General features: G+C 39.9%; 19 protein-coding genes and 1 pseudogene. 5 read left to right on the top strand and 15 right to left on the bottom strand.

The features are described from left to right. Positions 1-42: 42 nt before the first annotated feature. Both posA and HYG88_RS10955 read right to left on the bottom strand, forming a co-directional pair. Complete coding sequence (posA, locus tag HYG88_RS10950; RefSeq protein WP_178883085.1) at positions 43-4,041, bottom strand: delta-poly-L-ornithine synthetase PosA; 3,999 nt, start codon at positions 4,039-4,041, stop codon at positions 43-45. 372 nt (positions 4,042-4,413) lie between these two features. Continuing rightward, complete coding sequence (locus HYG88_RS10955) at positions 4,414-4,977, bottom strand: phosphatase PAP2 family protein (protein ID WP_178883086.1); 564 nt, start codon at positions 4,975-4,977, stop codon at positions 4,414-4,416. A gap of 503 nt (positions 4,978-5,480) precedes the next feature. Here HYG88_RS10955 and dusA point away from each other — a divergent pair. Further along, positions 5,481-6,485 (top strand): tRNA dihydrouridine(20/20a) synthase DusA, encoded by a 1,005-nt coding sequence (gene dusA, locus HYG88_RS10960; protein ID WP_178883087.1) that lies wholly within the window; start codon positions 5,481-5,483, stop codon positions 6,483-6,485. Positions 6,486-6,494: 9 nt separating this feature from the next. Here the strand turns inward: dusA and HYG88_RS10965 are convergent, their stop codons facing one another. Further along, positions 6,495-6,926 (bottom strand): GNAT family N-acetyltransferase, encoded by a 432-nt coding sequence (locus HYG88_RS10965; RefSeq protein ID WP_178883088.1) that lies wholly within the window; start codon positions 6,924-6,926, stop codon positions 6,495-6,497. A gap of 335 nt (positions 6,927-7,261) precedes the next feature. On the opposite strand from HYG88_RS10965, the gene HYG88_RS10970 reads away from it, so the two are divergent. Further along, positions 7,262-7,744: a CHAP domain-containing protein gene (locus HYG88_RS10970; RefSeq protein ID WP_178883089.1), complete on the top strand. Its 483-nt coding sequence runs from the start codon at positions 7,262-7,264 to the stop codon at positions 7,742-7,744. A 30-nt stretch (positions 7,745-7,774) separates the two neighbouring features. On the opposite strand, the gene HYG88_RS10975 is transcribed toward HYG88_RS10970, so the two are convergent. From HYG88_RS10975 to HYG88_RS11005, 7 genes are all read right to left on the bottom strand, one after another. After that, entirely contained in the window at positions 7,775-8,545 is a 771-nt protein-coding gene (locus HYG88_RS10975; RefSeq protein ID WP_178883090.1) for a ThiF family adenylyltransferase, read from the bottom strand. A gap of 61 nt (positions 8,546-8,606) precedes the next feature. Then, positions 8,607-9,794, bottom strand: a complete 1,188-nt coding sequence (locus HYG88_RS10980; protein WP_005162549.1) for an MFS transporter — start codon at positions 9,792-9,794, stop codon at positions 8,607-8,609. 110 nt (positions 9,795-9,904) lie between these two features. After that, positions 9,905-12,661 carry an aconitate hydratase AcnA gene (acnA, locus tag HYG88_RS10985; RefSeq protein WP_178883091.1) on the bottom strand — a complete coding sequence of 919 codons (2,757 nt, stop codon included), beginning with the start codon at positions 12,659-12,661 and terminating at the stop codon, positions 9,905-9,907. A 127-nt stretch (positions 12,662-12,788) separates the two neighbouring features. Next, positions 12,789-13,604, bottom strand: coding sequence for a TatD family hydrolase (locus HYG88_RS10990; protein WP_178883092.1), 816 nt, complete (start codon positions 13,602-13,604; stop codon positions 12,789-12,791). Then, positions 13,604-14,518 carry an RsiV family protein gene (locus HYG88_RS10995; RefSeq protein ID WP_178883093.1) on the bottom strand — a complete coding sequence of 305 codons (915 nt, stop codon included), beginning with the start codon at positions 14,516-14,518 and terminating at the stop codon, positions 13,604-13,606. The genes HYG88_RS10990 and HYG88_RS10995 overlap by 1 nt, the downstream gene beginning before the upstream one ends. A gap of 108 nt (positions 14,519-14,626) precedes the next feature. Next, complete coding sequence (locus HYG88_RS11000) at positions 14,627-15,454, bottom strand: hypothetical protein (protein WP_178883094.1); 828 nt, start codon at positions 15,452-15,454, stop codon at positions 14,627-14,629. 67 nt (positions 15,455-15,521) lie between these two features. Further along, the gene (locus tag HYG88_RS11005) at positions 15,522-17,114 is read right to left on the bottom strand and encodes a peptide chain release factor 3 (RefSeq protein ID WP_005162566.1); all 1,593 of its coding nucleotides are present in this window, start codon (positions 17,112-17,114) and stop codon (positions 15,522-15,524) included. Between the two features lie 192 nt (positions 17,115-17,306). On the opposite strand from HYG88_RS11005, the pseudogene HYG88_RS11010 reads away from it, so the two are divergent. Together HYG88_RS11010 and HYG88_RS11015 are read left to right on the top strand one after the other, a co-directional pair. Further along, positions 17,307-17,651: pseudogene (locus tag HYG88_RS11010) on the top strand (transposase); the annotation flags it as partial. A gap of 143 nt (positions 17,652-17,794) precedes the next feature. Further along, positions 17,795-20,134, top strand: coding sequence for a TonB-dependent siderophore receptor (locus HYG88_RS11015; RefSeq protein WP_005162569.1), 2,340 nt, complete (start codon positions 17,795-17,797; stop codon positions 20,132-20,134). A gap of 94 nt (positions 20,135-20,228) precedes the next feature. Here HYG88_RS11015 and arsH read toward each other — a convergent pair whose 3' ends face one another. The 5 genes from arsH to arsC are packed head-to-tail and all read right to left on the bottom strand — an operon-like array spanning position 20,229 to position 23,249. Continuing rightward, positions 20,229-20,933, bottom strand: coding sequence for an arsenical resistance protein ArsH (gene arsH, locus HYG88_RS11020; protein WP_005162572.1), 705 nt, complete (start codon positions 20,931-20,933; stop codon positions 20,229-20,231). Between the two features lie 5 nt (positions 20,934-20,938). Then, positions 20,939-21,979 (bottom strand): ACR3 family arsenite efflux transporter, encoded by a 1,041-nt coding sequence (gene arsB, locus HYG88_RS11025; protein WP_005162578.1) that lies wholly within the window; start codon positions 21,977-21,979, stop codon positions 20,939-20,941. Between the two features lie 7 nt (positions 21,980-21,986). After that, the gene (locus tag HYG88_RS11030) at positions 21,987-22,460 is read right to left on the bottom strand and encodes an arsenate reductase ArsC (protein ID WP_005162582.1); all 474 of its coding nucleotides are present in this window, start codon (positions 22,458-22,460) and stop codon (positions 21,987-21,989) included. A gap of 6 nt (positions 22,461-22,466) precedes the next feature. Next, positions 22,467-22,787: a metalloregulator ArsR/SmtB family transcription factor gene (locus tag HYG88_RS11035; RefSeq protein ID WP_005162593.1), complete on the bottom strand. Its 321-nt coding sequence runs from the start codon at positions 22,785-22,787 to the stop codon at positions 22,467-22,469. A 27-nt stretch (positions 22,788-22,814) separates the two neighbouring features. Next, on the bottom strand, positions 22,815-23,249 hold the full coding sequence (arsC, locus tag HYG88_RS11040; protein ID WP_034602872.1) for an arsenate reductase (glutaredoxin): 435 nt from the start codon (positions 23,247-23,249) through the stop codon (positions 22,815-22,817). A 261-nt stretch (positions 23,250-23,510) separates the two neighbouring features. Here arsC and HYG88_RS11045 point away from each other — a divergent pair, with 261 nt between their 5' ends. Then, complete coding sequence (locus HYG88_RS11045; protein ID WP_005162598.1) at positions 23,511-24,659, top strand: alpha/beta fold hydrolase; 1,149 nt, start codon at positions 23,511-23,513, stop codon at positions 24,657-24,659. The last annotated feature ends 3 nt before the right edge of the window (positions 24,660-24,662 follow it).

Here is a 24,662-nt window from a genome sequence, read left to right on the forward strand (position 1 = left end):
TTCAATTGATTTCATGTATTCGAATATTCTAAGCCACAGAGCTTATTTATGTTTCCAAGGTACTGCTGGTGAGCCAATCCATGCTGATTTGGCAGGAATATTCTCACCTTTCATTACTAAAGTTAATGGTCCTAACACAGCATGATGACTGACATTAGCATTATATAAAATGATACTTCTCGCATTCACGACCACATCACTTCCAACATTTACTTGACCGATCTTCATAATACGATCTTCAAATAAATGTGTCTGTGGACCTGAAAAACTATTAAATTCAGCGCGATCTCCAATATCAACACAGTCGAACTCTGTAATATCCGCAGTATCCATATAAACGTCTTTCCCTATTCGAACCCCCAAAATACGCAAGAAGAATGGCAGCATGGGTGTTCCTCTTAAATAATTCAGGAAATTTGGAATCGCGACTGATTCATATAAACTTGTAATTCCTTCACTTAACCAAACAAACATGGTCCACATTGGCGCTGAACGAGGTTGGTAGCGTCCAATTAAAATCCACTTCAATAAAGCCACGATGATAAAACAACCCACACCATACAATAATCCTGCGAGAGTTAAGGCCAACAATCCCATTGGAATCGTATAGTTATTAATGACATCTATCACTTCTAGCACAATCATATACCCCACACCAATCGCAAGCGCTGCGGGTAATACAATCCGTAGACCCTCAATAAAAGCACGCATGAAACGGCGTTTGAGACTCGGTTTGAAAGTAAGATGATCAGGATATTTCTCTGCGGCTTCTCGTGCTGGGAGAAGTAACGCTGGAGAACCAAACCAAGTTTGTCCTGAATACATTTCTCGATTATCTGGCGTTTTAGACTGCACACCGATTAAAATATTATCAGGTAATACCGTACCATCTGCGATATAAGCACTGTTCCCAACAAAACTACGATGACCAATTTTTGTTGATTTTAATGACATCCAACCGCCTTTGATCTCCTCATCACCCAACATTACCGCATCAGCAATAAAACTTTCTTCACCCAAGGTGAGCATTTCAGGAATAACGCCTGTTGCAGTTGATATTTCAGTATTTTTACCAACCTTTGCGCCTAACATACGAAACCAAGTTGGTGCATAAATTGTTGCAAATAGACCATGTAACGTTTGTAAACTGGTTTCTAAAATTTGGGCTGCGAACCACTTCCGATAATACGTTGCACCGTGAATCGCATAAGTACCCACCTCTAAACGAGGTAATACTATTTTACGTAAAGCTGAAGAAATCAAGGCGGTAATGATCATCATCATCGCACTCGCAGGAATGGCCAATAGGAAATAATAAAGCGCTGTTTGAATATGGTTATTCGGGTCAATATTGAAAACATTCACATCTAACCAATCAACCAATAAGAAACTCGGAAAGATTGGAATAAAGAAAATACAAGCGATAATTAATGCACTCACTCCATAGTAAACATATTCTGAAACTTTACGCATTAAAGAAAGTTTTGGGCGCGTTGCCAATTGTTCTAACTGATCCACATGACCAATCTTCTTCGCAGGCGTACCATCCCAAATTTCACCAGCAGGCACAGTCGTATCATATTCAATCGCAGTCAAAGCATTGACATGAGCTGTTTCTTCTAACACTGTATTTTCTTCTAATACCGCATAAGAACCCACATAACTATCACGTTTCAAATGAATTGAACCTAAGACCAAATGCCCATGTTCAACTTTAGCATTCTCTAAATTCACCTGAGAACCGAGACTGACACCATCCTCAATCGTCAATAAAGATGGCATACGAATATGCACTGAACTGATGGAAACATCATGTCCAATTTTCGCTCCAAGCGCTTTGAGATATAAATTCAGTAAAGTTGAACCTGATAAGAGATAAACAGGTGAAATACTACTAATCCGATCTGCCAACCACCAACGGAAATAAGTCATTCCCCATAACGGATAACGACCCGCCCCCACGCCAACCATTAGCGCACGTTTAACCGTGATAGAAAGGGCAAAACTAGCAACAATGACACTGACATAAACCAATAAAGAAAGCAAAATTGCAGAAGGAATACTGTCTCGTGCGCCACCAGTAAAATAATGATAGGTAAAGAATGGAGCGAGCCATTGCATGATGTTAATTGAAATTAACACTGGAATTGTGACTACCTGTGCAATACCGCAGAGCCATTTATAGGTTTGATTCCTTGGATTGTCTTGACCAATTTGGCTATCAAATATTGATGGCTCTGGTTGCTCAAGCATCAAAGCTGCAATTGCTCCCACTCTTCGTGCTTGGTATAAACTTTGAATCGTGAGGTGACTATATTCAGGATGTTCACGTAAATTTGAAATTAAAACTGCAGCTAATAAAGAATGTCCACCCAAATCATCAAAGAAATCGGCATCCAATTTAATCGGAATATTCGGAAACAGTCGATTTAAGATTTCAAATAAAATTTCTTCAGCTTCATTTTGAGGTTGATCTGATTCACTCCGATCGACCACACTTGTTAAAGGTCTCGCTTTTAGTACTTTTCGATCAATTTTCCCAGAAAGTAGTCGCGGTACTTCTTCAATAATTTCAAAACGATTAGGTACCATGTATGGCGGTAAGCGCTGACCAAGATGATGTCGAAGCTGTTTAATTTCTATGGATTGTTTTGCATCAATTTCTGCGGCTATAAAGGCGATCAACTGATCAATACCATCTTCATTACGTAAAATGACAGCAGCTGTGCCAATACCATCGAGATCACATAATGCAGCTTCGATTTCGCCAAGTTCTACGCGGAAACCACGAATTTTTATTTGATCATCCGCACGTCCTAAACAATGCACTTGACCAAATTCATCGATTTTAGCTAAGTCACCCGTCCGATATAAACTTTCTTCATCAGGACTCGTTGCCCATGGATTCTGAATAAACTTATCCGCGGTTAAATCTGGGCGACCTAAATAACCTTGTGCCACGCTTGGCCCAAAGATACACAATTCGCCCGTTTCCCCTTGTGCCAATAGCTCTCGATCAGCATTAATCACCAACATACCGTAGTTAGGTAATGGTTTGCCAATCGTGACAGGCTTACCCTGCTGTAATAACTCAAGACTCGCAGAGACTGTGGTTTCTGTCGGTCCATAGGTATTAAACATTTGATGGTGTGGCAATGCCCAACGCTCAACCAATGAGTCTGGACACATTTCCCCTCCTAAATTGATGATGCGTAAATTAGCAACATCTTCAGGGAACAAAGCGAGCAAGGTTGGTACAGCATGCAAAACGCTAATTTGCTCTTGTTGCAAGGTTTTACATAATCGTTCTGGATCACTGACCAAAGATTTTGGTGCAATCCACAAAGCCGCTCCAACCAAATAAGACAACCAGATTTCCTCGAAAGACATATCAAATGCAACTGAGAAGCCTTGATAAACTTTGTCTTGTTCTTGGATACCTAAAATACTGTTTTCACTGCGCAGAAAATGACAAATGTTCTTCTGAGTAATGACAATACCTTTGGGTTTTCCTGTTGAGCCTGAAGTATAAATAATATAAGCAGGTTGCTCAGGGGTCGATTTTGCCAATTCTATAGTTTCATGCAGCGTTTTTTGTAGTTCAGTATTGGTCCATTTGCTTTGTGGCACTTCTAACACATGCTCATACCACTCATCAGTGGTAATCATTCCTACAGCCGCTGCATCTTCAAGACAAACTGCGATTCGATCTGCAGGGGTATCCATGTCAAATGGTAGCCAAGCAGCACCACTTAAGCAGATTGCTAATTGAGACTTTAATAATTCAATACCACGTGGCAACCACAATCCAACGATGTCGCCAGCTTTAACGCCTTTGAGGGTTAAATGTTTGGCCATAAGTTGAGCTTGTTGATATAACTCACCATAGCTAATCGTTTGATCTGCTTCGATTAAAGCTATTTTTTCTGGTAGGCGTTGTGCTGTCTGGATAAAAATATCGGTTAAAACTTCATTCTGCAAAAACTCAGGGTGGTGTTTACCACGAATAATATTTTTTGCGTTCATCACACATTGGTTCATTTTTATACTCTCTTTAATGTTCTGATTTCGCTAGAATTTAGACCTATCTTACTTTCTGCTTACGAATCAAATTTAGTCGTTATGCTGTAAGTTAAAGAGCTGAACTTAAAAAGAGATTAAATTGAACTCTTTAGAATAGTGAATATAAGTAACCAAGTGGACAAAAAGAGATTTTAAAATATGGAAATATAATTAAATCAAAATATTAAAAATGAAAAAACTGAACAACATTTAAACAAATACTCTTCACAGAAAATAGATTATGCAATGATTTCTAAATCCACAAAATGCTATGGTAAATTTCTTATGGTTTAAACACAGTCATGATTTAAAGAAGCAATCATCATGTATCGCTTGTTTTTCACTATCAATTTATACATCTACAGCTTGCACAGTAATTGATTGCTTTGATTTTGAAATAAATCGTTTAATCAAAATATTGACGCTGAATACAATTACAAAAGCCATAACAAAAGAACCTAATACATCAAAAGGAAAATGAACTCCCATGTAAATCCTTGACCATCCTACAATCAAACTTACAAATAATCCGAAAACACCAATTTGACGATAATCAGACATCAGAAATGAAAATGCGATAATTGCAACTGTGAGTGTATGTTGGCTAGGCATAGACGAACTGGAACTGTGGTGAATCAAGGTGTGTCCTAATCCAAGATCGAAAGGTCTAGGATGATGATAAAATGCGTGTAATAACTTCACAACAAATGAAGATATAACGACCATCACCACAGTTTTAAGATACTGAAATTGATATTTTTTATCCTTAAATAGCAATAAAATCGTTAGAAAAATCAGAAAAACTCCTATCAGATTATATGATGAGAACATAGCGGCTTTCGCAAAAAATGAGTTTTCTGTAGCACCAGAATTAATCCAGTTAAATATACGAATATTGATCTCTTCAATAGACATTGCCTATCAATCCATAAGGGCTTTATGCGAGATAGACTAAAAACACGAACTTAAACCAAAATTAACTCTTATTAAATAGATGAAAATAGAGACTACGCCCACTGTAGACACAATTAACAGAATTAAAGTCATTCCAATCAGTTAACACCTGAACGATGCTAAATAGCATTTAAAGAAAACCCCAACGAGTGTGCAGCATCAATACCGTCCGAAATGTATAGATTAAATATTTGTGGTAGTATTGCGCGCAATTGGAAATCTCTTAACCAAGCTAGAAGAGTTTCGTTCTTTGATGCTCACGCTCAATGTATCCAAATATTTAGTCATAGCATCTGTTCGATCAGATCAATCGGTTGCGCTTTGCCTAAAAATCTTTGGACATACATCAGTGATGAATTCTTACTTTAAGTTTATTTCCCACTATTTGTCATAAATAGTCTATTTTCTAATCCGCTCAATCATTTTATTAGGTTGTTTAACACTGAATAAAGGCATGATTTTTTATGAATATTGAAAAAACTCAGACACCACGAATCAGTGTTGCCCCGATGATGGATTGGACCACAAAAGACTATCGTTTCTTTGCTCGCTTATTTAATCCCAATGTCGTGCTGTATACCGAGATGGTCACTACAGGCGCGATTATTTACGGTGGTGCTAATCGGCATCTCGATTTCAATCAGCAAGAGCATCCGATTGTGCTACAACTCGGCGGCTCAAATCCACAAGAACTTGCTACCTGCACCAAAATGGCCGAAGACTGGGGTTATAACGAAGTTAATCTCAATGTCGGCTGTCCAAGTGATCGCGTGCAAAACAATAAAATTGGGGCTTGCTTAATGGCTGAACCCAATTTAGTTGCAGAATGTATTCATAGTATGCAAAAAGCAGTATCGATTCCTGTAACTGTAAAGCATCGTATCGGGATTGATGACATGCAATCTTACGAAGAAATGCTGCATTTTGTTGATACGGTGGCATCAACAGGCTGCACACATTTTATTGTACATGCACGTATTGCGATCTTGCAGGGCTTATCGCCGAAAGAGAATCGCGAAGTTCCACCATTACGCTATGAAGATGTCTATCGTTTAAAGCAAGAACGCCCACATCTAAAGATTGAGATTAATGGCGGTATCAAGACCTTTGAAGAAACACAACAACATTTACAGCATGTTGATGGCGTCATGATTGGTCGTGAGGCATATCATAATCCGTACTTATTGGCGGAGATGGGTGAACTTTGGAATTTGGAAGCACCTAATCGTTTTGAGATCATGCAGCACATGATGCCTTATATTCATCAACGCGTTGCTGAAGGTGCTCCACTTTCGGTTATCACTCGCCATATTCTAGGTTTATTTCAAAATCTACCAGGCGCACGTAAATGGCGTCAGGCGCTCAGTGGTGGAAATGCCAAAACGATTGCTGATATTGAAAATGCAATCATCAATATCCAAACAGCGATGCAACGTACTGAAGATTACGTTCGAGAACATCAAAGTTAATTTGATGTTCTACGCATAACGTTTACACATCGGAATATAGCGTAATCCGCCATTTTCAATCACTGTTGAAGTGACTGTAAATCCGAAATTTTCATAAATGGGCTGCGCATAACAACTAGAATTCACAGTACTTTTTGAATGTTGCTGAGAAAGTTTATCTTCTAAAAACATCCAAAGCTGACGACCGATTCCTTGCTGTTGTGAATTCTGATTAACAAAAAAATGAATCAAATGAGAAGGTTGTTTATAAGCAATCACACCAATAATGGACAACTCCTCCTCGAAAACAAAATATTCAACGCTTTGCATTTCAAGTAATTTCTTAATCATATCCTGACTGAGTTTTGCTTCACCCTCTACATTCAGTGCAAAATCTTTTATATATGGCTGAATTAACTCTACTATTTGCTTGATATCTGTTGCTTTTGCTGGACGTATCACTTGTTATTTTTTCGATTTTTCACTTTAATAAACAATAGTTTATTATTTTGAAAATCACAAAGCTTTGTTTCTTTGAATCAGTGCTTGCGTATATTTTCCAATCAAAAAAGAAATATAATCTTACAAATCATTTTATTCAAACTAATTAACAACTAAATTCATGATAATAAAAAGATTATTTATGTGATTTTTACGCTAAGTTCCTCACAACACCCTCAAAAAGTTACGTTATTACATTGCAAATAAGTTTTTTTAAGATTTATCGCTTAATATCTGCGAGCCACGGAATTTGGCGACCGTTTCAAAGTTGTTTTAGGATTGGTTGAGATTGAACTATGATTTATGATGCACCCTCATTAGATTCGATGATGCATGCACAGACTCAAAATGCAGTCATTATGCTCAGAGAAACTCCCGCAGATATTACACCACCATACGCATTATCCAAGAATTCGCAGCAAATTAACTTACAGAAGTTTTCAGATAAACTTTCTCGTGTTTCCTCATTTCATAGTTCAGCACAGTGCACCAAATCAATTCGCATCGCATTACAAACAGCGGGTGCAAAAATTGCACAACATCCTATAGCCGCCTCAGATTGGGGTGGAACGCTACAAAAGATTGGCTATAAGCAAATTGAGCCTGCTTTTGATAACCCAATGCCAGGTGATATTTATATTATTCATCGCACCAAAAAACATGTGTATGGTCATATTGCCGGTTTTACAGGCTCACAATGGGTTTCTGATTTTAAGCAAACTAGCTATGACGTTTATAAAGACAAAAACGTCACTTATACTTATTACCGTCTTGGTTAATAAAAGACTGAATCAAAGCCTAAACGAAGATTATGTTTTAGGCTTTTTAGCATCTAATTTTTTCAGCACTTCAGCCACCGCCACCATCGCAAAGCTTGAAGTCACCACCACCGCAGAACCATAGCCGCCACAACGTAAACCTGCGCTTGGACATACATCTGCACTGGAAAATGGATTATCAATCGAATACACGCAAGTGATTCCGAATTTCTCTTTTGGTTTTTTACAAATCCCTTTTGAACGCAGCTGAGTACGTAACTTTGCCAACATTGGGTCTTGTTCAGTCTTGGACAAATCTGCCACACGAATCTTCAGTGGATCAAGTTTACCACCCGCTCCTCCCGAAACAATCAACGGGATTTTGTTAAAACGGCAGTGCAGCATCAAAGCCAACTTGGCCTTAACATCATCAATACAGTCTAAAACGATGGTTGGGACAGGGTTCAGGATTTCCTTGACATTCTCAGGTGTGAGATAGTCATCAATCAGATTGACCTTCATTCGTGGATTGATTTGACGGCAACGTTCGGCCATTATCTCAATCTTTTCCTGTCCAAGTGTCGAGCTCATCGCTGGCAATTGACGGTTAATATTTGATGCTGCGACCACATCCATATCGACCAAAGTCAATTCACCAATCCCTGTACGTGCCAGTGCCTCAACCGCCCAACTGCCAACACCACCAATCCCAATCACCATGACATGACTGTGTTCATAATGCGAAAATGCATTTTCTCCATAAATTTTGGCGACACCAGCAAAACGGCGGTCATATTCGTCATTTACAGGAACATCGGTCATAACAGTCGTGATCTATCTTTTCAGTCAAAGTAGTATTTTACCGTGTTTAACTGGTTTTAGGTTAGCCCAGTGAAACTTTACTTGATGGTTGATCTCGACGAATTAAAATAACCAACAGGATAAAAACGATTAGGCTCATGCATAAAGCCAAAAGGTTTGCATTGATCCATCCGAGGCTACTCAAAATCGGTGCAGGTAAAAATGCTCCCAAAGTCGCAAACAAAGCAATTCCTGTTTCATTAATTCCTTGGACACGATGTTTTTGCTGTTCGTTAAGACCTGCTAACAAGGTTGATGCGCCTGAATAAGCAAAATTCCAACCCACGCCCAACACGATCAAGGCAGCATTAATATAGATACCGACCTGTCCAAACATTGGAATTAAGGAAGATAGCATCAGCAAAGCAAAACCAACATAAATCGTAGTATGCGTTCCCCATCGTTGAATCAGTTTAGAGACAAAGAAGGACGGGATAAACATCGCCAATACATGTAGCTGAATCGAGATCGAAGCATAATGAAATGAATGATGCTCCTTGAGATGTAAGGAGGACATAATCATCATCACATTCATAATATAGTAAGCAAAAGCACCGCTGATGACAGCAGCGATAATCAAAGTGCTTGGCAGTTTGCGACGTTGAGTTGGTTCAATCAGCACCTGCTGTATCTGTTGGCGTTGGAATTTTTTGTTCCATAGATACAAGATCGGAGAGAGCAACAAGGCTAAGACACTGAAAATGAAATAGATCGCAGTGAAATCGGGTAAGCCTGCTACCTGTTGAAACTGAATTGCCAACATCGGTGCAATAATTGCTGCAATCACCCCACCCGAAATCACCATCGCAGTAGCTTTTGGAATTAAATCTGTCGCCAAACGATCAGAGGCAGCAAAGCGATAAAAATTCGCAGTGGAGATAAATAACCCCAGTGAAAAATGACTGAGGCACAATAAATAGAATTGTTGCTGCTGTAGGGCCAAATAACCGAGAACACCTGCCAAGAACAAGCAGACGCAACCAAACTGGAAAACCAAATGCCGCCCAAGCTTTTTCATTAGAAAAGAAAAAATAAAGGTGGTCAGTAACATCGCTAAAAACTGCAAACCATACGGAACCGTAGCCAAAGCCTGTGTCGGCGCTAATTTCAACCCCACAATTGCCGCTACAGTAACAGACAGAACAGCAGCAATTAAATTAAATGCCTGCGCAGCCAAGAGATAATAAACATAGCGTGGTAACTGATTCAAAGCCTTTATCCAATTTAATCTGGCCTGATTACCTTAACGCTGAATGCTTGAAATTCAAACAAAAAAAGATGAAAGACTAGCTTTCATCTTTGATTTAAGAGTGTGTTTCGTTATGCAGCAATCAGATTGCGTAATACATAATGCAAGATACCACCTGCTTTAAAATATTCCACCTCATTCAAGGTATCAATACGGCATAACACTTTGAATTGGTCTTGACTGCCATCTTCTCGTTGTACCTGAATATCCAAAGTTTGATGCGGTTGGATATCATCAGATAATCCATGAATCGACAGTACTTCACGGCCAGTGAGGTTCAAGGATTGACGGGTCTGTCCACCTATAAACTGCAATGGAAATACGCCCATGCCGACCAAATTAGAGCGGTGAATCCGTTCAAAACTTTCAGCAATGACCGCTTTAATGCCTAAGAGATTGGTCCCTTTTGCAGCCCAGTCTCGTGACGAACCCGTTCCATACTCCTTACCTGCAATAATCACCAACGGTGTTTTCTGTTGCTGGTACAGCATGGATGCATCATAGATCGCCAGCTTTTCACCCGTTGGAATAAAAATGGTATTGCCCCCTTCTTCACCACCCAGCATTTCATTCTTGATTCGGATATTGGCAAAGGTCCCGCGCATCATCACTTCATGATTACCGCGTCGAGAACCGTAGGAGTTGAAGTCTTTCGGCTCAATCCCCTGCTGCTGTAAATAGCGTCCTGCTGGGCTGTCTTTCTTGATATTTCCTGCGGGAGAAATATGATCGGTGGTGACTGAATCGCCCAATACCGCCAAGATGCGTGCCTGTTCAATATTGCAAATGGCTTTCGGAGGCTGATTAATTTCCTCAAAAAATGGCGGATGGCGAATATAAGTCGAGTTATCTTGCCACGCATAAGTTTGGCTTTGTGGAATCTGAATCGCCTGCCAAGTTGCATCACCATCAAATACTGCTGCATATTCCTTATGGAACATGTCGGTATTCACTTTTTGCAGTACTTGATCAATTTCAAACTGACTTGGCCAAATGTCTTTCAAATAGACATCTTGACCATTTTGATCTTGTCCAATCGGCTGAGTGGTTAAATCAGTCCGAATATTCCCCGCCAAACCATAGGCTACAACAAGTGGTGGTGACGCCAGCCAATTGGTTTTCACTAAAGGATGAACACGCCCTTCAAAGTTACGGTTACCTGAAAGTACCGAAGCCACATTCAGATCATGGCACTGAATTGCTTCTTCAATCGGTTCAGGCAAAGGCCCTGAGTTACCAATACAGGTAGTACAACCATAACCCACCAAGTTATAGCCCAACTCATCCAAGTACGGCGTTAAGCCTGCCGCAGCCAAATAATCGGTCACCACTTTAGAACCCGGTGCCAATGAACTTTTCACCCACGGTTTACGTTGTAAACCTTTTTCAATGGCTTTTTTCGCCAGCAAACCTGCTGCCAACATCACACTTGGATTGGAGGTATTGGTACATGAGGTAATCGCGGAAATCACCACATCACCATCCTTCAATGGATACGATTTTCCATCAATAGTACAAGCAGGTTCTTCATGCGCTAAATTCGCTTTCTTGGCTTCAACAGCCGTACCGCCGCCGCCTTCATTCTCTAAACGTTCTTTGGCGTCTTTCGCAGGTTTTAAATTCAGCTCCATCAAGGCGTTAAACGTTTTAGGAACATCGCCCAACAAAACCCGATCTTGTGGACGTTTTGGCCCAGCCAGACTGGCTTGTACGGTACTCATATCCAGACTCAAGGTATCGGTAAATACAGGTTCATCGCCTGCATTACGCCATAATCCTTGTTGTTTACTATAGGCTTCGACTAAATCGATACGTTCCTGTTTACGGCCAGTTAGAGCTAAATACTCCAATGTCACATCATCAATCGGGAAGAAACCACAAGTTGCTCCATATTCAGGTGCCATATTGGCAATAATCGCGCGGTCAGCCAATGGTAAATCAGCCAAACCATCGCCATAAAACTCAACAAATTTACCCACTACGCCTTTTTGGCGCAGCATCTGGGTAATCGTGAGCACCAAATCGGTCGCAGTAATCCCTTCATTCAACTTGCCTGTGAGTTTGAAACCAATCACTTCTGGAATCAACATCGATACAGGCTGCCCGAGCATGGCTGCTTCGGCTTCAATACCACCCACACCCCAACCAAGAACGCCAAGCCCATTGATCATGGTGGTATGTGAGTCTGTTCCGACCAAAGTATCTGGAAAAGCAAAAACCTGACCCTCATCTTCTCCCAACCAGACCGCTTGCGCTAAGTATTCTAAATTGACTTGGTGGCAAATCCCGGTGCCGGGTGGCACCACACTAAAGTTATTAAATGCAGATTGTCCCCAACGCAGGAATTGATAACGCTCACCATTGCGCTGCATTTCAATTTCAACGTTCACAGCAAAGGCATTATTATCGGCAAAATGATCGACCATCACTGAATGGTCAATGACCAGATCAACGGGTGACAAAGGATTGATCAGGTTAGGATCACCGCCTGCTTGAGACATTGCAGCACGCATCGCAGCCAGATCGACCACTGCTGGAACACCAGTGAAATCCTGCATTAACACCCGTGCAGGGCGATATTGAATTTCCTGATCAGAACTTTTGGTTTTCTGCCAATCAACCAAGGCCTGAATATGCTCCACTTTTACACTTTTTTGATCTTCAAAACGGAGTAAATTTTCTAGCAAAACCTTAAGTGACTTCGGTAATTGATCAATATTACCCAGTGTTTCAGCTGCTCGCGCCAAGCTAAAGATTTGATAGGATGTCGAACCGACGCTGAGTGTTTGTAATGAATTAAAGCTATTGATTGTGCTATATCTGGCCATTCGGTTACCCTCCCAGTATTGGCGAATTTATTTATTATGATGTTCTTCCTTTAATGTAAGCCTGTTTAGAAAAGAGTGTGTTCCCTTTTGGTTATCTTATTTTTATCGAGATTATTGTCTTATTCTTCTAAAATTTTAAATGCAAAGCAACCAATGAGTTTTGCCATAATTGTGCAGCCAGCTGCAACTCAGGCTGGTCAAGGGTCTGAGCCAAACTGTCTAGAATATAAGGTAGGTTCACTGGGGTATTACGGGTGCGATGCTCGGTCGAAGTTTGGCAACACAACGGCGTCATATCTGGACAATCTGTTTCAATCACCAAATTTTCACTGCCAATCGCCTGCACTACTTGATGCAGCTTTTTGGCATTTGGATTGGTGATTTGTCCTGTCACCCCAATTTTAAAGCCCAGTTTCACCAAAGCTTTGGCTTCTTCGACTCCACCACTAAACGCATGAGCAATGCCACCCAATTTGAATTTTTGTGCTTTTAAAATGGCAAGGGTTTCTGCATGTGCCTTACGGATATGTAATAACACTGGTTTTTGATACTGCGTTGCCAATGCCAATTGCTCACTAAAATAGTGCTGTTGCTTGGCAAGCAGTTCGGGTTGTTTATGTTGTTTTAAAAAAGTATCTAAACCAATTTCACCAACAGCCACACAGTCATGCTGCTGTAAGACTTGCTCAAGTCGCTGTAAATGTTCTGGCTGATGTTGTTCAATATAAAAAGGATGCAAGCCAGGTGCCAAATAAGAAGTCGGCATCTTATCCCAAGCGTTTAATTGTTGATGGGTATGGATCAGCTCATCAAATCTAGACTCAACAAAACCGATTAACACCAAAGCATCGACCCCAACCCGTTTTGCTTGCTCAGCCAAATGTTGCCGATCATGATCAAAATCGGCAACATCAAAATGGGTATGGGTATCGAACAGTTGCACTAACTTTGACTTGGTGTACTTGCAGCAGGCGTAGACGCTGCCGGCTGATCAATTTTTGGTAAATATTCAGGTTTTAAAACACCCTGCAATTCACTAAATGGAATCACTAACCGCGGCAAACCGACGACATAAGGACCAATCTCATATTCACCATACTGTAGAATTAACCCCTGCTCACCTAATAAGAAATTATCGGTGACTTGGAATGGCCAAGCCTGTTCATATTCTTTCGGGTCAGTGGCGAGTTTTGAATCGACAATCCACACTTTAAATGCGTCATGCGCCAATTTGTCTAGAGTTGCTTTTTGCTTCGGTAATAATAGGTCATGCAATTGAATCTGTTTTTGGTTCGCTAAATCAAAGTTATAGTAACGTTGAGAGGTTGAACCATGTGCTCCACCCAAATAACTGCTGCTATTTAACACTACAGTTGCTAGCTTGCCTTTCGATTGTAAAATTTTAGGCTTAATCATCAAACTGATCTGATGACTACTACTGAGCGCTTTTAACTCTTCATCAATCTTCACAAACGCATTAGCATACGCTTGTGCCTGAGCATCTAAACCTATTTTTTGCTCAGTCGTTTTTGCTGTAGATGCTGCTGAAGCATCAGCATCAACGACATCGAGCATTTTACTCAGTTGATCGAGAACCTGTTGATCCAGTAACTGGTCAATGAACGGGAAATTACTTTGTAATCGTTCAACGGTAAAATCTGGACAGGTATTGCCTTTACATTCAGGTAAATTTACCTGCAATTTCACGGTTTCACCACGCAGAATTGGCTCAGCAGTTTGCTGTACCACTGGCGGATCTGTCGGTTTATCCTGTGATTCTTTCGGCTCTGATTTCGGCTGGCAAGCAGCAAGCAAAATCGCACCTGCAAGAATGCTATATTTATAAAATGCTTTCATTTAAAACCTATCAGTATTGTTATTACACAAGATTTTTAAATGCTATCGAAGTTAAAGCAAAACCGCTATAAGCGCATGCAATTTCTATACGAAACTCAAGCAAGTAGATTAAAACATTTGCTGATAAATTTCAGGTTGTAGCATCTGTTTGCTTTGTTCAGTGCTTAAATAAATATCCAACTGCGGTGCATCTTTACTTATTTCATTGGCACGATAATGCAAGCCAATTCCTTCCCCATCGAAGAACCAATCTGCCTGCCCCCAATACAGTTTTCTAGGAACTTGTTTCTTCACTTCTGTACTTTGTTTTTCAATCCATTGTTGATAATGTGCTTGAATAATATTATTTAATTCATTTTGCTGATTTTTCTGTATCACATCGAGTACGGTTAGATTTTTTTGTAACTTACGATCAGCAACGAAAAAGTAAAATCTATCTTTAACCGCAATATCTTCTTGCTGTGTATCAACGCCAATTTGCAACAACACATACTGATTACGCTGTGAAGCAATACGTGTCGTTAAGCGCAGCTCATACGCTTTATTTTTAGAATACTTATCTTGCCATTCATCTGACTTTTTCACATAAGCATTCACGGCTTGCTGTAAGGTTAAATTCTTGTTTTGCTCAATTTGTTGTTGAATCACATTGGCCTGATTTTTTGCAATCCATGTGTTAAGCCACGCATCTTGGGTTTTGATCGTTTGAATATCGACATCAATACAGTTCTTCTTTTCACAGAACGGTAAGGCATAATCCGCTTTGGCTTCTTGCATATTGAGGTATGGTAGGACTTCAGCTTTTTCAGTATGCGTTGATATTTGATTTTTGTTTTGAGCTGTATCCGTCTCATTTTTTTTAGGATGATCGCATGCCGTTAAAGCCATCATTCCAATCATTATACTGACAGCAAAAAGTGGTTTTAAAGTATTCATCTCATCCTCCTTTTTTAGATCGTTCAATTAAAAACAGCCTCTAATTTAGAAGCTGTTTTTGTACATTTTAGTGTTCTCGTGTGTTACGGAACTGAATATCTGGCCAGCGTTCTTGCATTAACTGCAAGTTTACACGGCTTGGTGCAAGATAAGTCAGATGACCGCCGCCATCTACCGATAACTGATCATGCGCTTTTTTCTTGAACTCATTCAGAATTTTTTCATCATCACAATGAATCCAACGTACCGTATGCACACTGACAGGCTCATAAATACAGTCAACTTTATATTCTTCTTTCAAACGATAAGCGACCACATCAAACTGTAACACACCGACTGCACCGACAATCAAATCATTACTAATTTGAGGCATAAATACCTGTGTTGCACCTTCTTCAGATAACTCTTTCAAACCTTTTTGCAATTGCTTAGATTTGAGCGGATCACGTAAACGAACTCGGCGGAACATTTCAGGTGCAAAGTGAGGGATACCTGTGAAATGAAGTTTTTCACCGCTGGTAAATGTATCACCGATCTGGATGGTACCGTGGTTATGCAAACCAATAATGTCTCCAGGCCAAGCTTCTTCCAAATGTTCGCGTTCGCCCGCAAGGAAGGTTAATGCATCGCTAATACGTACATCTTTACCGATACGCACATGATTCATTTTCAAACCTTTTTCATATTTACCTGAGCAAATACGCATAAAGGCAATACGGTCACGATGTTTCGGATCCATATTGGCTTGAATTTTAAAAACAAAACCAGTGAAACCCTCTTCATTGGCATCTACTGTACGTTCTTGTGTTGGATGTGCTTTCGGTTCTGGTGCCCAGTTGATAAAGGCATCCAGTACATGGTCAACCGCAAAGTTTCCTAAGGCAGTACCAAAAAGTACAGGCGTTTGTTTACCTTGTAAAAATAATTCACGATCAAGTGGTTCATTGGCCATTTGAACTAACTCAAGCGACTCCTCAAAAGAAGCCCAAGCTAACTCACCCACTTTTTCACGAATATCAGCATGATCATAACCATCACGTACTTCAATGTCCGTAATCGTCGAGCCAAAACCTGCTTTATAAACATATAACTTGTTTTCAAGTAGGTTATAAACCCCAGCAAAGTCACGCCCCATACCTAAAGGCCATGTAATTGGGACACAGCGAATATTTAAAACATTTTCAATTTCGTCAAGCAATTCTAGAGGCTCGCGAATTTCACGGTCCATTTTGTTGACGAAGGAAATGATTGGTGTGTCACGCATACGACACACTTCCATCAATTTAATCGTACGTTCTTCGACACCCTTAGCACCATCGATGACCATTAATGCAGAGTCAACAGCAGTCAAAGTACGATAGGTATCTTCCGAGAAGTCTTCATGTCCTGGTGTGTCCAGTAAGTTAATGGTATGGTTTTTATAAGGGAACTGCATCACAGACGTGGTAATCGAGATTCCACGCTCTTTTTCCATTTCCATCCAGTCAGATGTCGCTGCACGATCCGACTTACGACTTTTAACCATTCCAGCAACCTGAATAGCTTTACCCCATAACAGAAGTTTTTCGGTCATCGTGGTTTTACCCGCATCGGGGTGGGAAATGATCGCAAAGGTACGTCGTTGAGCAACCTGTGCCGCTAATTCGTCTTTAAAACTCATGAGAAAAATCTTCAATATGTACACAGTTACGTACACATGACTCGATATGTACCATAACTGAAAAGTGAGAATTCGAAATTGGCGCAATTGTAGCAGATTTAGTGAACTTGTTTATTGATTGTTGATAAGTACCAAGTTATCCACACAAAGCTTTATTTGTTAACAACCGAATTGAAATTGAGCTATAAACAGGCTTATGACACCAAGCAATGCCGTCAGGTCATTGCAGATCGGCAAGCACATGCGGTGATTCCAGCTAGAAAAAATGCGAAACCATAGAAAGATACAAAGACTAGCTCGCTAGAGCGAAACGAATCACTTCGAACAGTTAAACATTTAGGCAGGACACTATGGAAAAAATGGTCAAACTATCATCGCCTAAGTTTGGTAGAAACCAAGATGCACTGCATCAAATTATTGGGTGATAGGCTTAGTGCCAGGCGTTTTGATAACAAAGTCAATGAGATTCATACACGTGTGGCAGTATTAAATAAATTTACTAAGTTGGACCGACCTCACACCCAAGTAGTCACTTAAATTTGGATAACTTGGGACAAGTTTAGTCTTTGAATGTTTGTGCAACAAAGCCCCTATCCGACAAATAGTTCAGTTATAAATTGAAATTATGATTAAGAATCATTATTATTCTCAAAATTTTTCTCATATCTGTGTGAACGATTATGTCTTTTATCAAATCACGTAAGAAATTAGTATCTTCCGCAATCGCATCTTCACTCTCCGTGATTGCAGTACCAGCCATCGCTCAAGATCAGCCAGTACAACTCCCAACAATTCATACCCAAGCAGAACAAGAACAAGGTCTTAAAGTAGACCAATCCTCAAATAGCAAATTTGTCGTTCCTCTTTTAGATACGCCAAAATCTGTTTCTGTTATTTCAAAGCAGCTTATTGCAGATACTCAAGTTACAAGTCTTTCTGATGCTTTACGTACGATTCCTGGTATTACTTTAGGTGCTGGTGAAGGTGGTAATCCAAACGGCGACCGCCCTTTCATTCGTGGCTATAACTCAGAAAGCTCAATGTATGTAGATGGCATTCGTAACTCAACATCACAAAACCGTGAGATGTTTGCAGTTGAACAAGTTGAAGTTACAAAGGGTTCTGCCTCTGCTTTAGGTGGTGCAGGTACTTCTGGCGGTAGCATTAACATGATTTCTAAAGTTGCTAAAAAAGGCGATGCTTTAGAAGGCTCGATCTCAGGGGGTACAGATAATTATGCACGTATCACTTTAGACGGAAACAAAGATTTTAATAATGGTGTCGCAGCTCGTGTGGTGGTCATGGGTCATCAAAACGAAAAAGCGGGTCAACATGATGGTGCTGAATATAAACGTGCAGGTATTGCACCAAGTATTACCTTTGGTTTAGATACAGCAACTCGCGGCACCTTGAGTTATTACTACCTTAAAACCGATGATATTCCAGATTCTGGTATTCCATATAACAATCCATTTTCTTCAAATGCTGATCCTAAAAAAGATTTTACTCATTTGAATGGCAATGGCAAACCGATTGATGTTCAACAAGGCAGTTACTATGGTTGGAAAGATCGTGATTTCCAAAAACAAGAAAATCAGTTTGGTACATTCAAATTAGAGCATGATTTAACCGATAACCTAACGCTGAGTAATACAGCTGTTTACACAAAATCTAAGAATGATTATCTGTGGACTAATCCAGATGATTCTAAGGGTAATTTCTATAACAAGACTACGGGTGCTTTAGATGGCTCAGTTTGGAGACGTACGAACTCTCGTGTTGCAGATACGGACGGCTTTACAGATCAACTTGCTTTAACAGGTAAGTTTGATACAGGTGCATTTAAACACCGTTTTAATACAGGCGTTGAGTATAGCGATCAAAAAACTGATCGTACTCAATATATTTTAAACGGCTTAGATTCAACAGGAAGCGCAAATAATACGTGTAACGCTACTGCAATTGCTTCTGGTTGGTGCACGTCAGTGCAGAATCCAAGTAATGTTCCGTGGACAGGTCGTATAAGTACTGATGGTGCTGATCGTTACAATATTCGTAGCAAAAACCAATCTGTTTATTTCCTAGATAATATCGAGTTAAGCCCACAATGGCTTTTGGACTTAGGTGTTCGTTGGGATAAATTTGAAACTAAACAAACCATGACTTATGGTGCACGCAATAATGCCGTGACAGGTCTAAATAATACAAAAATCACAGCTAAAGCTGGTGATCAAGTTACGGTTGAGAACAATAAAGATTTCTTTAACTACCAAGCTGGCTTAACCTTTAAACCAGTGGAAAACGGTTCTATCTATGTCAGCTATGCAACTTCAGCAAACCCTGTGGGTGTCGATGGTGGTGATGGTTCAGAAGGGATTACTGCTGCGATTCAAAATCTAAAACCTGAAGAAGTTAAAACATATGAATTAGGAACTAAGTGGGATGTTCTTAATGATAAATTAAACCTTACAGCAGCAATTTTCCGTACTGAAAAAACCAATACTCGTGCTACAGCTGAAGATGGCACCACTCAAAATATCGGCGAAACACGCGTTGATGGTATTGAGCTTGGCGTAAACGGAAATATTACTGAAAAATGGGCTGTTTCTGCGGGTTACACCTATTTAGACAGCGAACTTGTCGATGGTGGTTACACCAATGTAGGTAGTACGACAACCCCTGTTTACCAAGCAAATCCAAGTAATGGTAATCAAGTACAAAACGTTGCAAAAAATAGCGCTACGCTTTGGACGACATACCAAGTCTTACCGGATTTAACATTGGGTGCTGGTGCTGTCGCAATGGATAAAGTCTATGGTAATGCCACGAATACCAAGTGGGTTCCAGGTTATGTTCGCTATGATGCAATGGCGCGTTATAACGTAAATAAAAATGTTGATTTACAGCTTAATCTAAACAACTTATCTGATAAGCGTTATTTCACTAAAGCTTATACATCACACTATGCCACTGAAGCGGAAGGTCGCAGTGCAGTATTGTCTGTGAACTTCAAGTACTAAAATATAAAAAATCCATGGTTTAACGATGGATTTTAATAAAAAACAGCCTCGTCACGAGGCTGTTTTTTATTATCTTAAGGAAAAGCGATAAACACTATAGATTACGTTGATTGACGCGCTTTGACAGTTCTTCAGCGGACTCTTTCCGTTCAGAATAACGGTCTGTTAAATACTTGCTCTGCCCTCGCGTCAACAGTGTGAATTTATATAATTCTTCCATCACATCTACGATACGATCATAGTAAGACGATGCTTTCATACGACCATCTTCTTCAAACTCTAAAAATGCTTTTGGAATTGAAGACTGATTTGGGATGGTAATCATGCGCATCCAACGTCCTAAAATACGCATTTGATTGACACTATTAAAAGACTGCGAGCCACCACTAACTTGCATCAATGCCAAAGTCTTACCTTGGGTTGCACGAATCGCACCACCTGCCAGTGGAATCCAATCAATTTGCGATTTAAAGATGGAACTCATCGAACCATGACGTTCAGGCGAACACCACACCATGCCCTCTGACCATGCCAACAATTCATGTAGCTCTTTGACTTTTGGGTGTTCCATATCCGCATCTTCAGGTAAGGGCAAACCTTTAGGATGAAAGATTTTTACTTCAGCACCAAACTGCTCCAAGATGCGCCCTGCTTCCATCACGGCTAAACGACTATAAGAACGTTCACGATTCGAACCATACAACAATAAAATACGTGGTGCATGATCCAAGGCTTGCGCCTGCACTTTTCCTAAAGTGGGTTGATCAAGTAAATTCATATCTATATTTGGAAGAGTCATCACAATTACACCAATTTAAAATACTTTTTTCTAAGCCATAAAGACACACTAACCAAAGCAATCAGCACAGGCACTTCAACCAATGGACCAATCACTGTGGTAAATGCCACAGGTGAAGCTAAACCAAAGGTTGCAATAGCGACCGCTAATGCCAATTCAAAGTTATTCCCAGCAGCAGTAAAGGAAATTGCAGTGGTTTTCGGATAGTCATTCCCCATCCACTTGCTCATAAAAAAGCTCATGAAGAACATCACAACAAAGTAAATCGTCAGTGGAATCGCTATACGAATCACATCGAAAGGCAAGCTCACGACATCAGCACCTTTAAGGCTAAACATCGCCACAATGGTGAACAGCAACGCCAACAAACTTAAAGGGCTGATCTTCGGCAAAAAGACATTTTGATACCATGCGAGACCTTTGGCTTTCACTAAAATCAATCGTGTCATGAAACCAAGAAAAAATGGAATACCCAAGTAAACCAACACCGCATGGGTAATCGTCCAAAAATCTACATGAATGACTTGTCCTGCAATACCAAAATAAGGTGGCAAGAAAGTCAGGAATAACCAAGCATAGGTACTGAAGAATAGAATTTGAAAGATACTGTTAAATGCCACTAATGCTGCAACATATTGATTATCACCACAAGCTAAACCATTCCAGACCAAAACCATCGCAATACAACGTGCTAAGCCAATCAAAATTAAGCCCGTCATATATTCTGGATAGCTGTGTAGAAAAATAATGGCTAATCCGAACATCAGAACAGGCGCAATAATCCAGTTCTGAACCAAAGATAAAGTTAAGGTTTTTTTATCTTTAAATACTTCAGGCAATGCCGCGTAATCAACCTTTGCTAAGGGAGGATACATCATCAAAATCAGACCAATCGCAATTGGGATATTGACGGAATCCACACTCATTTTGTCTAAAGCGACAGAAGCCTGAGGTAAGAAAACACCGATCGCAATTCCCAACCCCATGGCAATAAAAATCCATAGGGTTAAGTTACGATCTAGAAATGACAATCTTTGCTGAGCCATGATGTTCTCATTCAATATCTGAGATGTGATTGATTGCAGCAATCAATTCAGGACGGGACATATTTGCGCTATCTAATGCAAATAGAGCATCTAAACGGCGGTTGATATGATCTACAGTCACTTGGAATGCTTGTAATTTTTCTGATTTAGGCAAATCTAAATGTGAAGGATCAGCCAAGCCCCAATGTGCTTTAATTGCACCGCCTAAATACAGTGGGCAAGCTTCCTGAGCTGCAGAATCACAGACCGTAATCACCACATCCGCTTGATATTGTTCGCAGTCATCAATGGTTTTACTCCACAAACCATCAGTTGAAAGGCCTAAGTTTTCAAGCGTTTCAATCGTCAGTGGATGAACCTGTCCAGAAGGCTTACTGCCTGCGCTATATGCTTTCCAATTTTCAGGTGCACGACTGTTAAAAAGTACTTCGGACAAAATGCTGCGACAACTATTTCCAGTACATAGGAAAATAAATTTCATGCGGTATTACTCACAATAACTTTTAATTTGGAGAGACTGAGATTGGTTACTTGCGGAAGTTTGTTCACGTACCAAGAGATTGAGTAATTCATGACACCAAGCAGGCAACTCTGGATGAATGCTGTAATACACCCACTGACTTTGTCTTCGATCTTGTAGTAAGCCAGATGACCTTAATAAGGCTAAATGTCTCGAAATTTTTGGTTGGCTCAAGTTTAATTTTTCAGTCAAATCACAAACACATAGTTCTTTATTTTCCGCCACTAAAGTGACAATACTGAGACGTGTTTCATCAGACAAACACTTAAAGAAATTCACTCGATCCATTTCCAACCTCAAATACTAAATTATTATTTAATTAACACGCTGACCATTTTCATCAATCACCTGTTCACCATCCTCTTTGGAAAAAGCACCTTGTTGTGCAACTGGTAAAATATCCAGCACCAACTCCGATGGTCTGCATAAACGGGTACCCTGACTCGTCACAACAAAAGGACGATTAATTAAAATAGGATGTTCAAGCATAAATTCGATTAATTGATGATCTGTCCAAGTCTCACGATCCAAATCAAGTTCACGATAAGGGTCAACATTCGTACGGATCGCAGCCCTTACAGACAAACCAGCATCACTAATCAATTGAATAAGTTCAGATTTTGAAGGAGGATTCAGTAAATATTCAATCACGATAGGTTCAATACCCGTATTGCGAATTAATCCGAGTGTATTTCGAGATGTCCCACATGCAGGGTTGTGATAAATCGTAATTTGTTGCTGAGTAGACATAATGAGTAAAAACATTTTGAATTAATGATAGTGACTTTATATATGAATATTCATATATGCGCAATACCACATATTAGGGTTGATAAGCTCACTTACGTATACGCCCCAACTGCCTAAATAAGTATTTTTGAGCAATTTACGACCATGCAATATTCTAAATTGATCATTTTCAAAAATAAGTTAAGCAGATGAGTCAGTGAGCAAATGCTTTTTTTCTTCTAATATGCGGCTACACAGTTGTAACCATAGAGTTCTTGGACGATGACTCAATTGCCTAAATTAAAAAATACCTTTGTTAACGCTAAAACAGCCCAATCCATCTTAAAAACGCGTGCGGGTAAGCAAGCTGCACAAGTATTTTCAAATGCGGCAGATCGTTTCTTGAGGGGACATCAACTGGCATTGTCAGGAAAGACACCTTTTGAAGTCGTTTATGAACGTGAAATTATTAGCTTACGGTTTTACAAGTCAGACGTAGAATCGGGTGAAAATAAACACCGTGTGCCACTGGTTATTATTCCCCCATTAGCAGCGAACACCTTAGTGTTCGATTTGTTTCCTGATCGTAGTCTCATTCGTTACTTTCAAAGCCAAGGTTTTGATGTATATATGATTGACTGGGGCACACCAAGCCTTAAACAAGCTAAATATAATTTCGGTACATATATCAAAATCTTTATGCCCGACTTTATCAACAAAATTCGTGAACATAGCGGACAACAACAACTATCACTGTATGGTTGGAGTCTCGGTGGAGCGATCTCGCTTTGCTATACCTCATTATTTAAAGATAAAAATATTAAGAATCTAATGATTTTGGCATCACCAATCAACACTCATCAATCAGGTTATATTGGTAAGCTCTATCAAAAGTTAAACACACCAGCACAATGGGTACGGACCAATACTAATTTCCGAATCCGTCAAATTCCGAGCCGCTATTTCCATATTCATGGTTGGCAAAATACGCTCGGATTTAAGCTCACAGATCCCGTGGGTAATTTTAAAAATTATTGGCAATTACTAAAAAATTTGAACGATCGGCAGTTTGTCATTAATCACGCAACATCAAGTTCATTTGTTGACAATATGCTTGCATATCCTGGTGGTGTAATGCGCGATATTATTTTACGCTTCTGGATTGATAATGAACTTTCGACAGGTCTCGTTAAATTCGGAGATCAAACGGCTGATTTTAAAGATATTGATTGTTCAGTACTTGCGATTGGTGGGGATACTGACATTATTGTGACTGCAGAAGCTGTACGACCATTAATGGATTTGATCAGTAGCCAAGATAAAACCTTTGAAATTGTCTCTGGTGGTCATATGGGTTTGGTTTCAGGTAGCCAAGCACCACAAGCAGTTTGGCCTGTCGTTAGCGCATGGTTGCAACAGCGCTCAAATTAAGTG

Origin of the sequence: Acinetobacter sp. SwsAc4 (assembly GCF_013391535.1) — a bacterium.
Lineage (GTDB): Bacteria > Pseudomonadota > Gammaproteobacteria > Pseudomonadales > Moraxellaceae > Acinetobacter.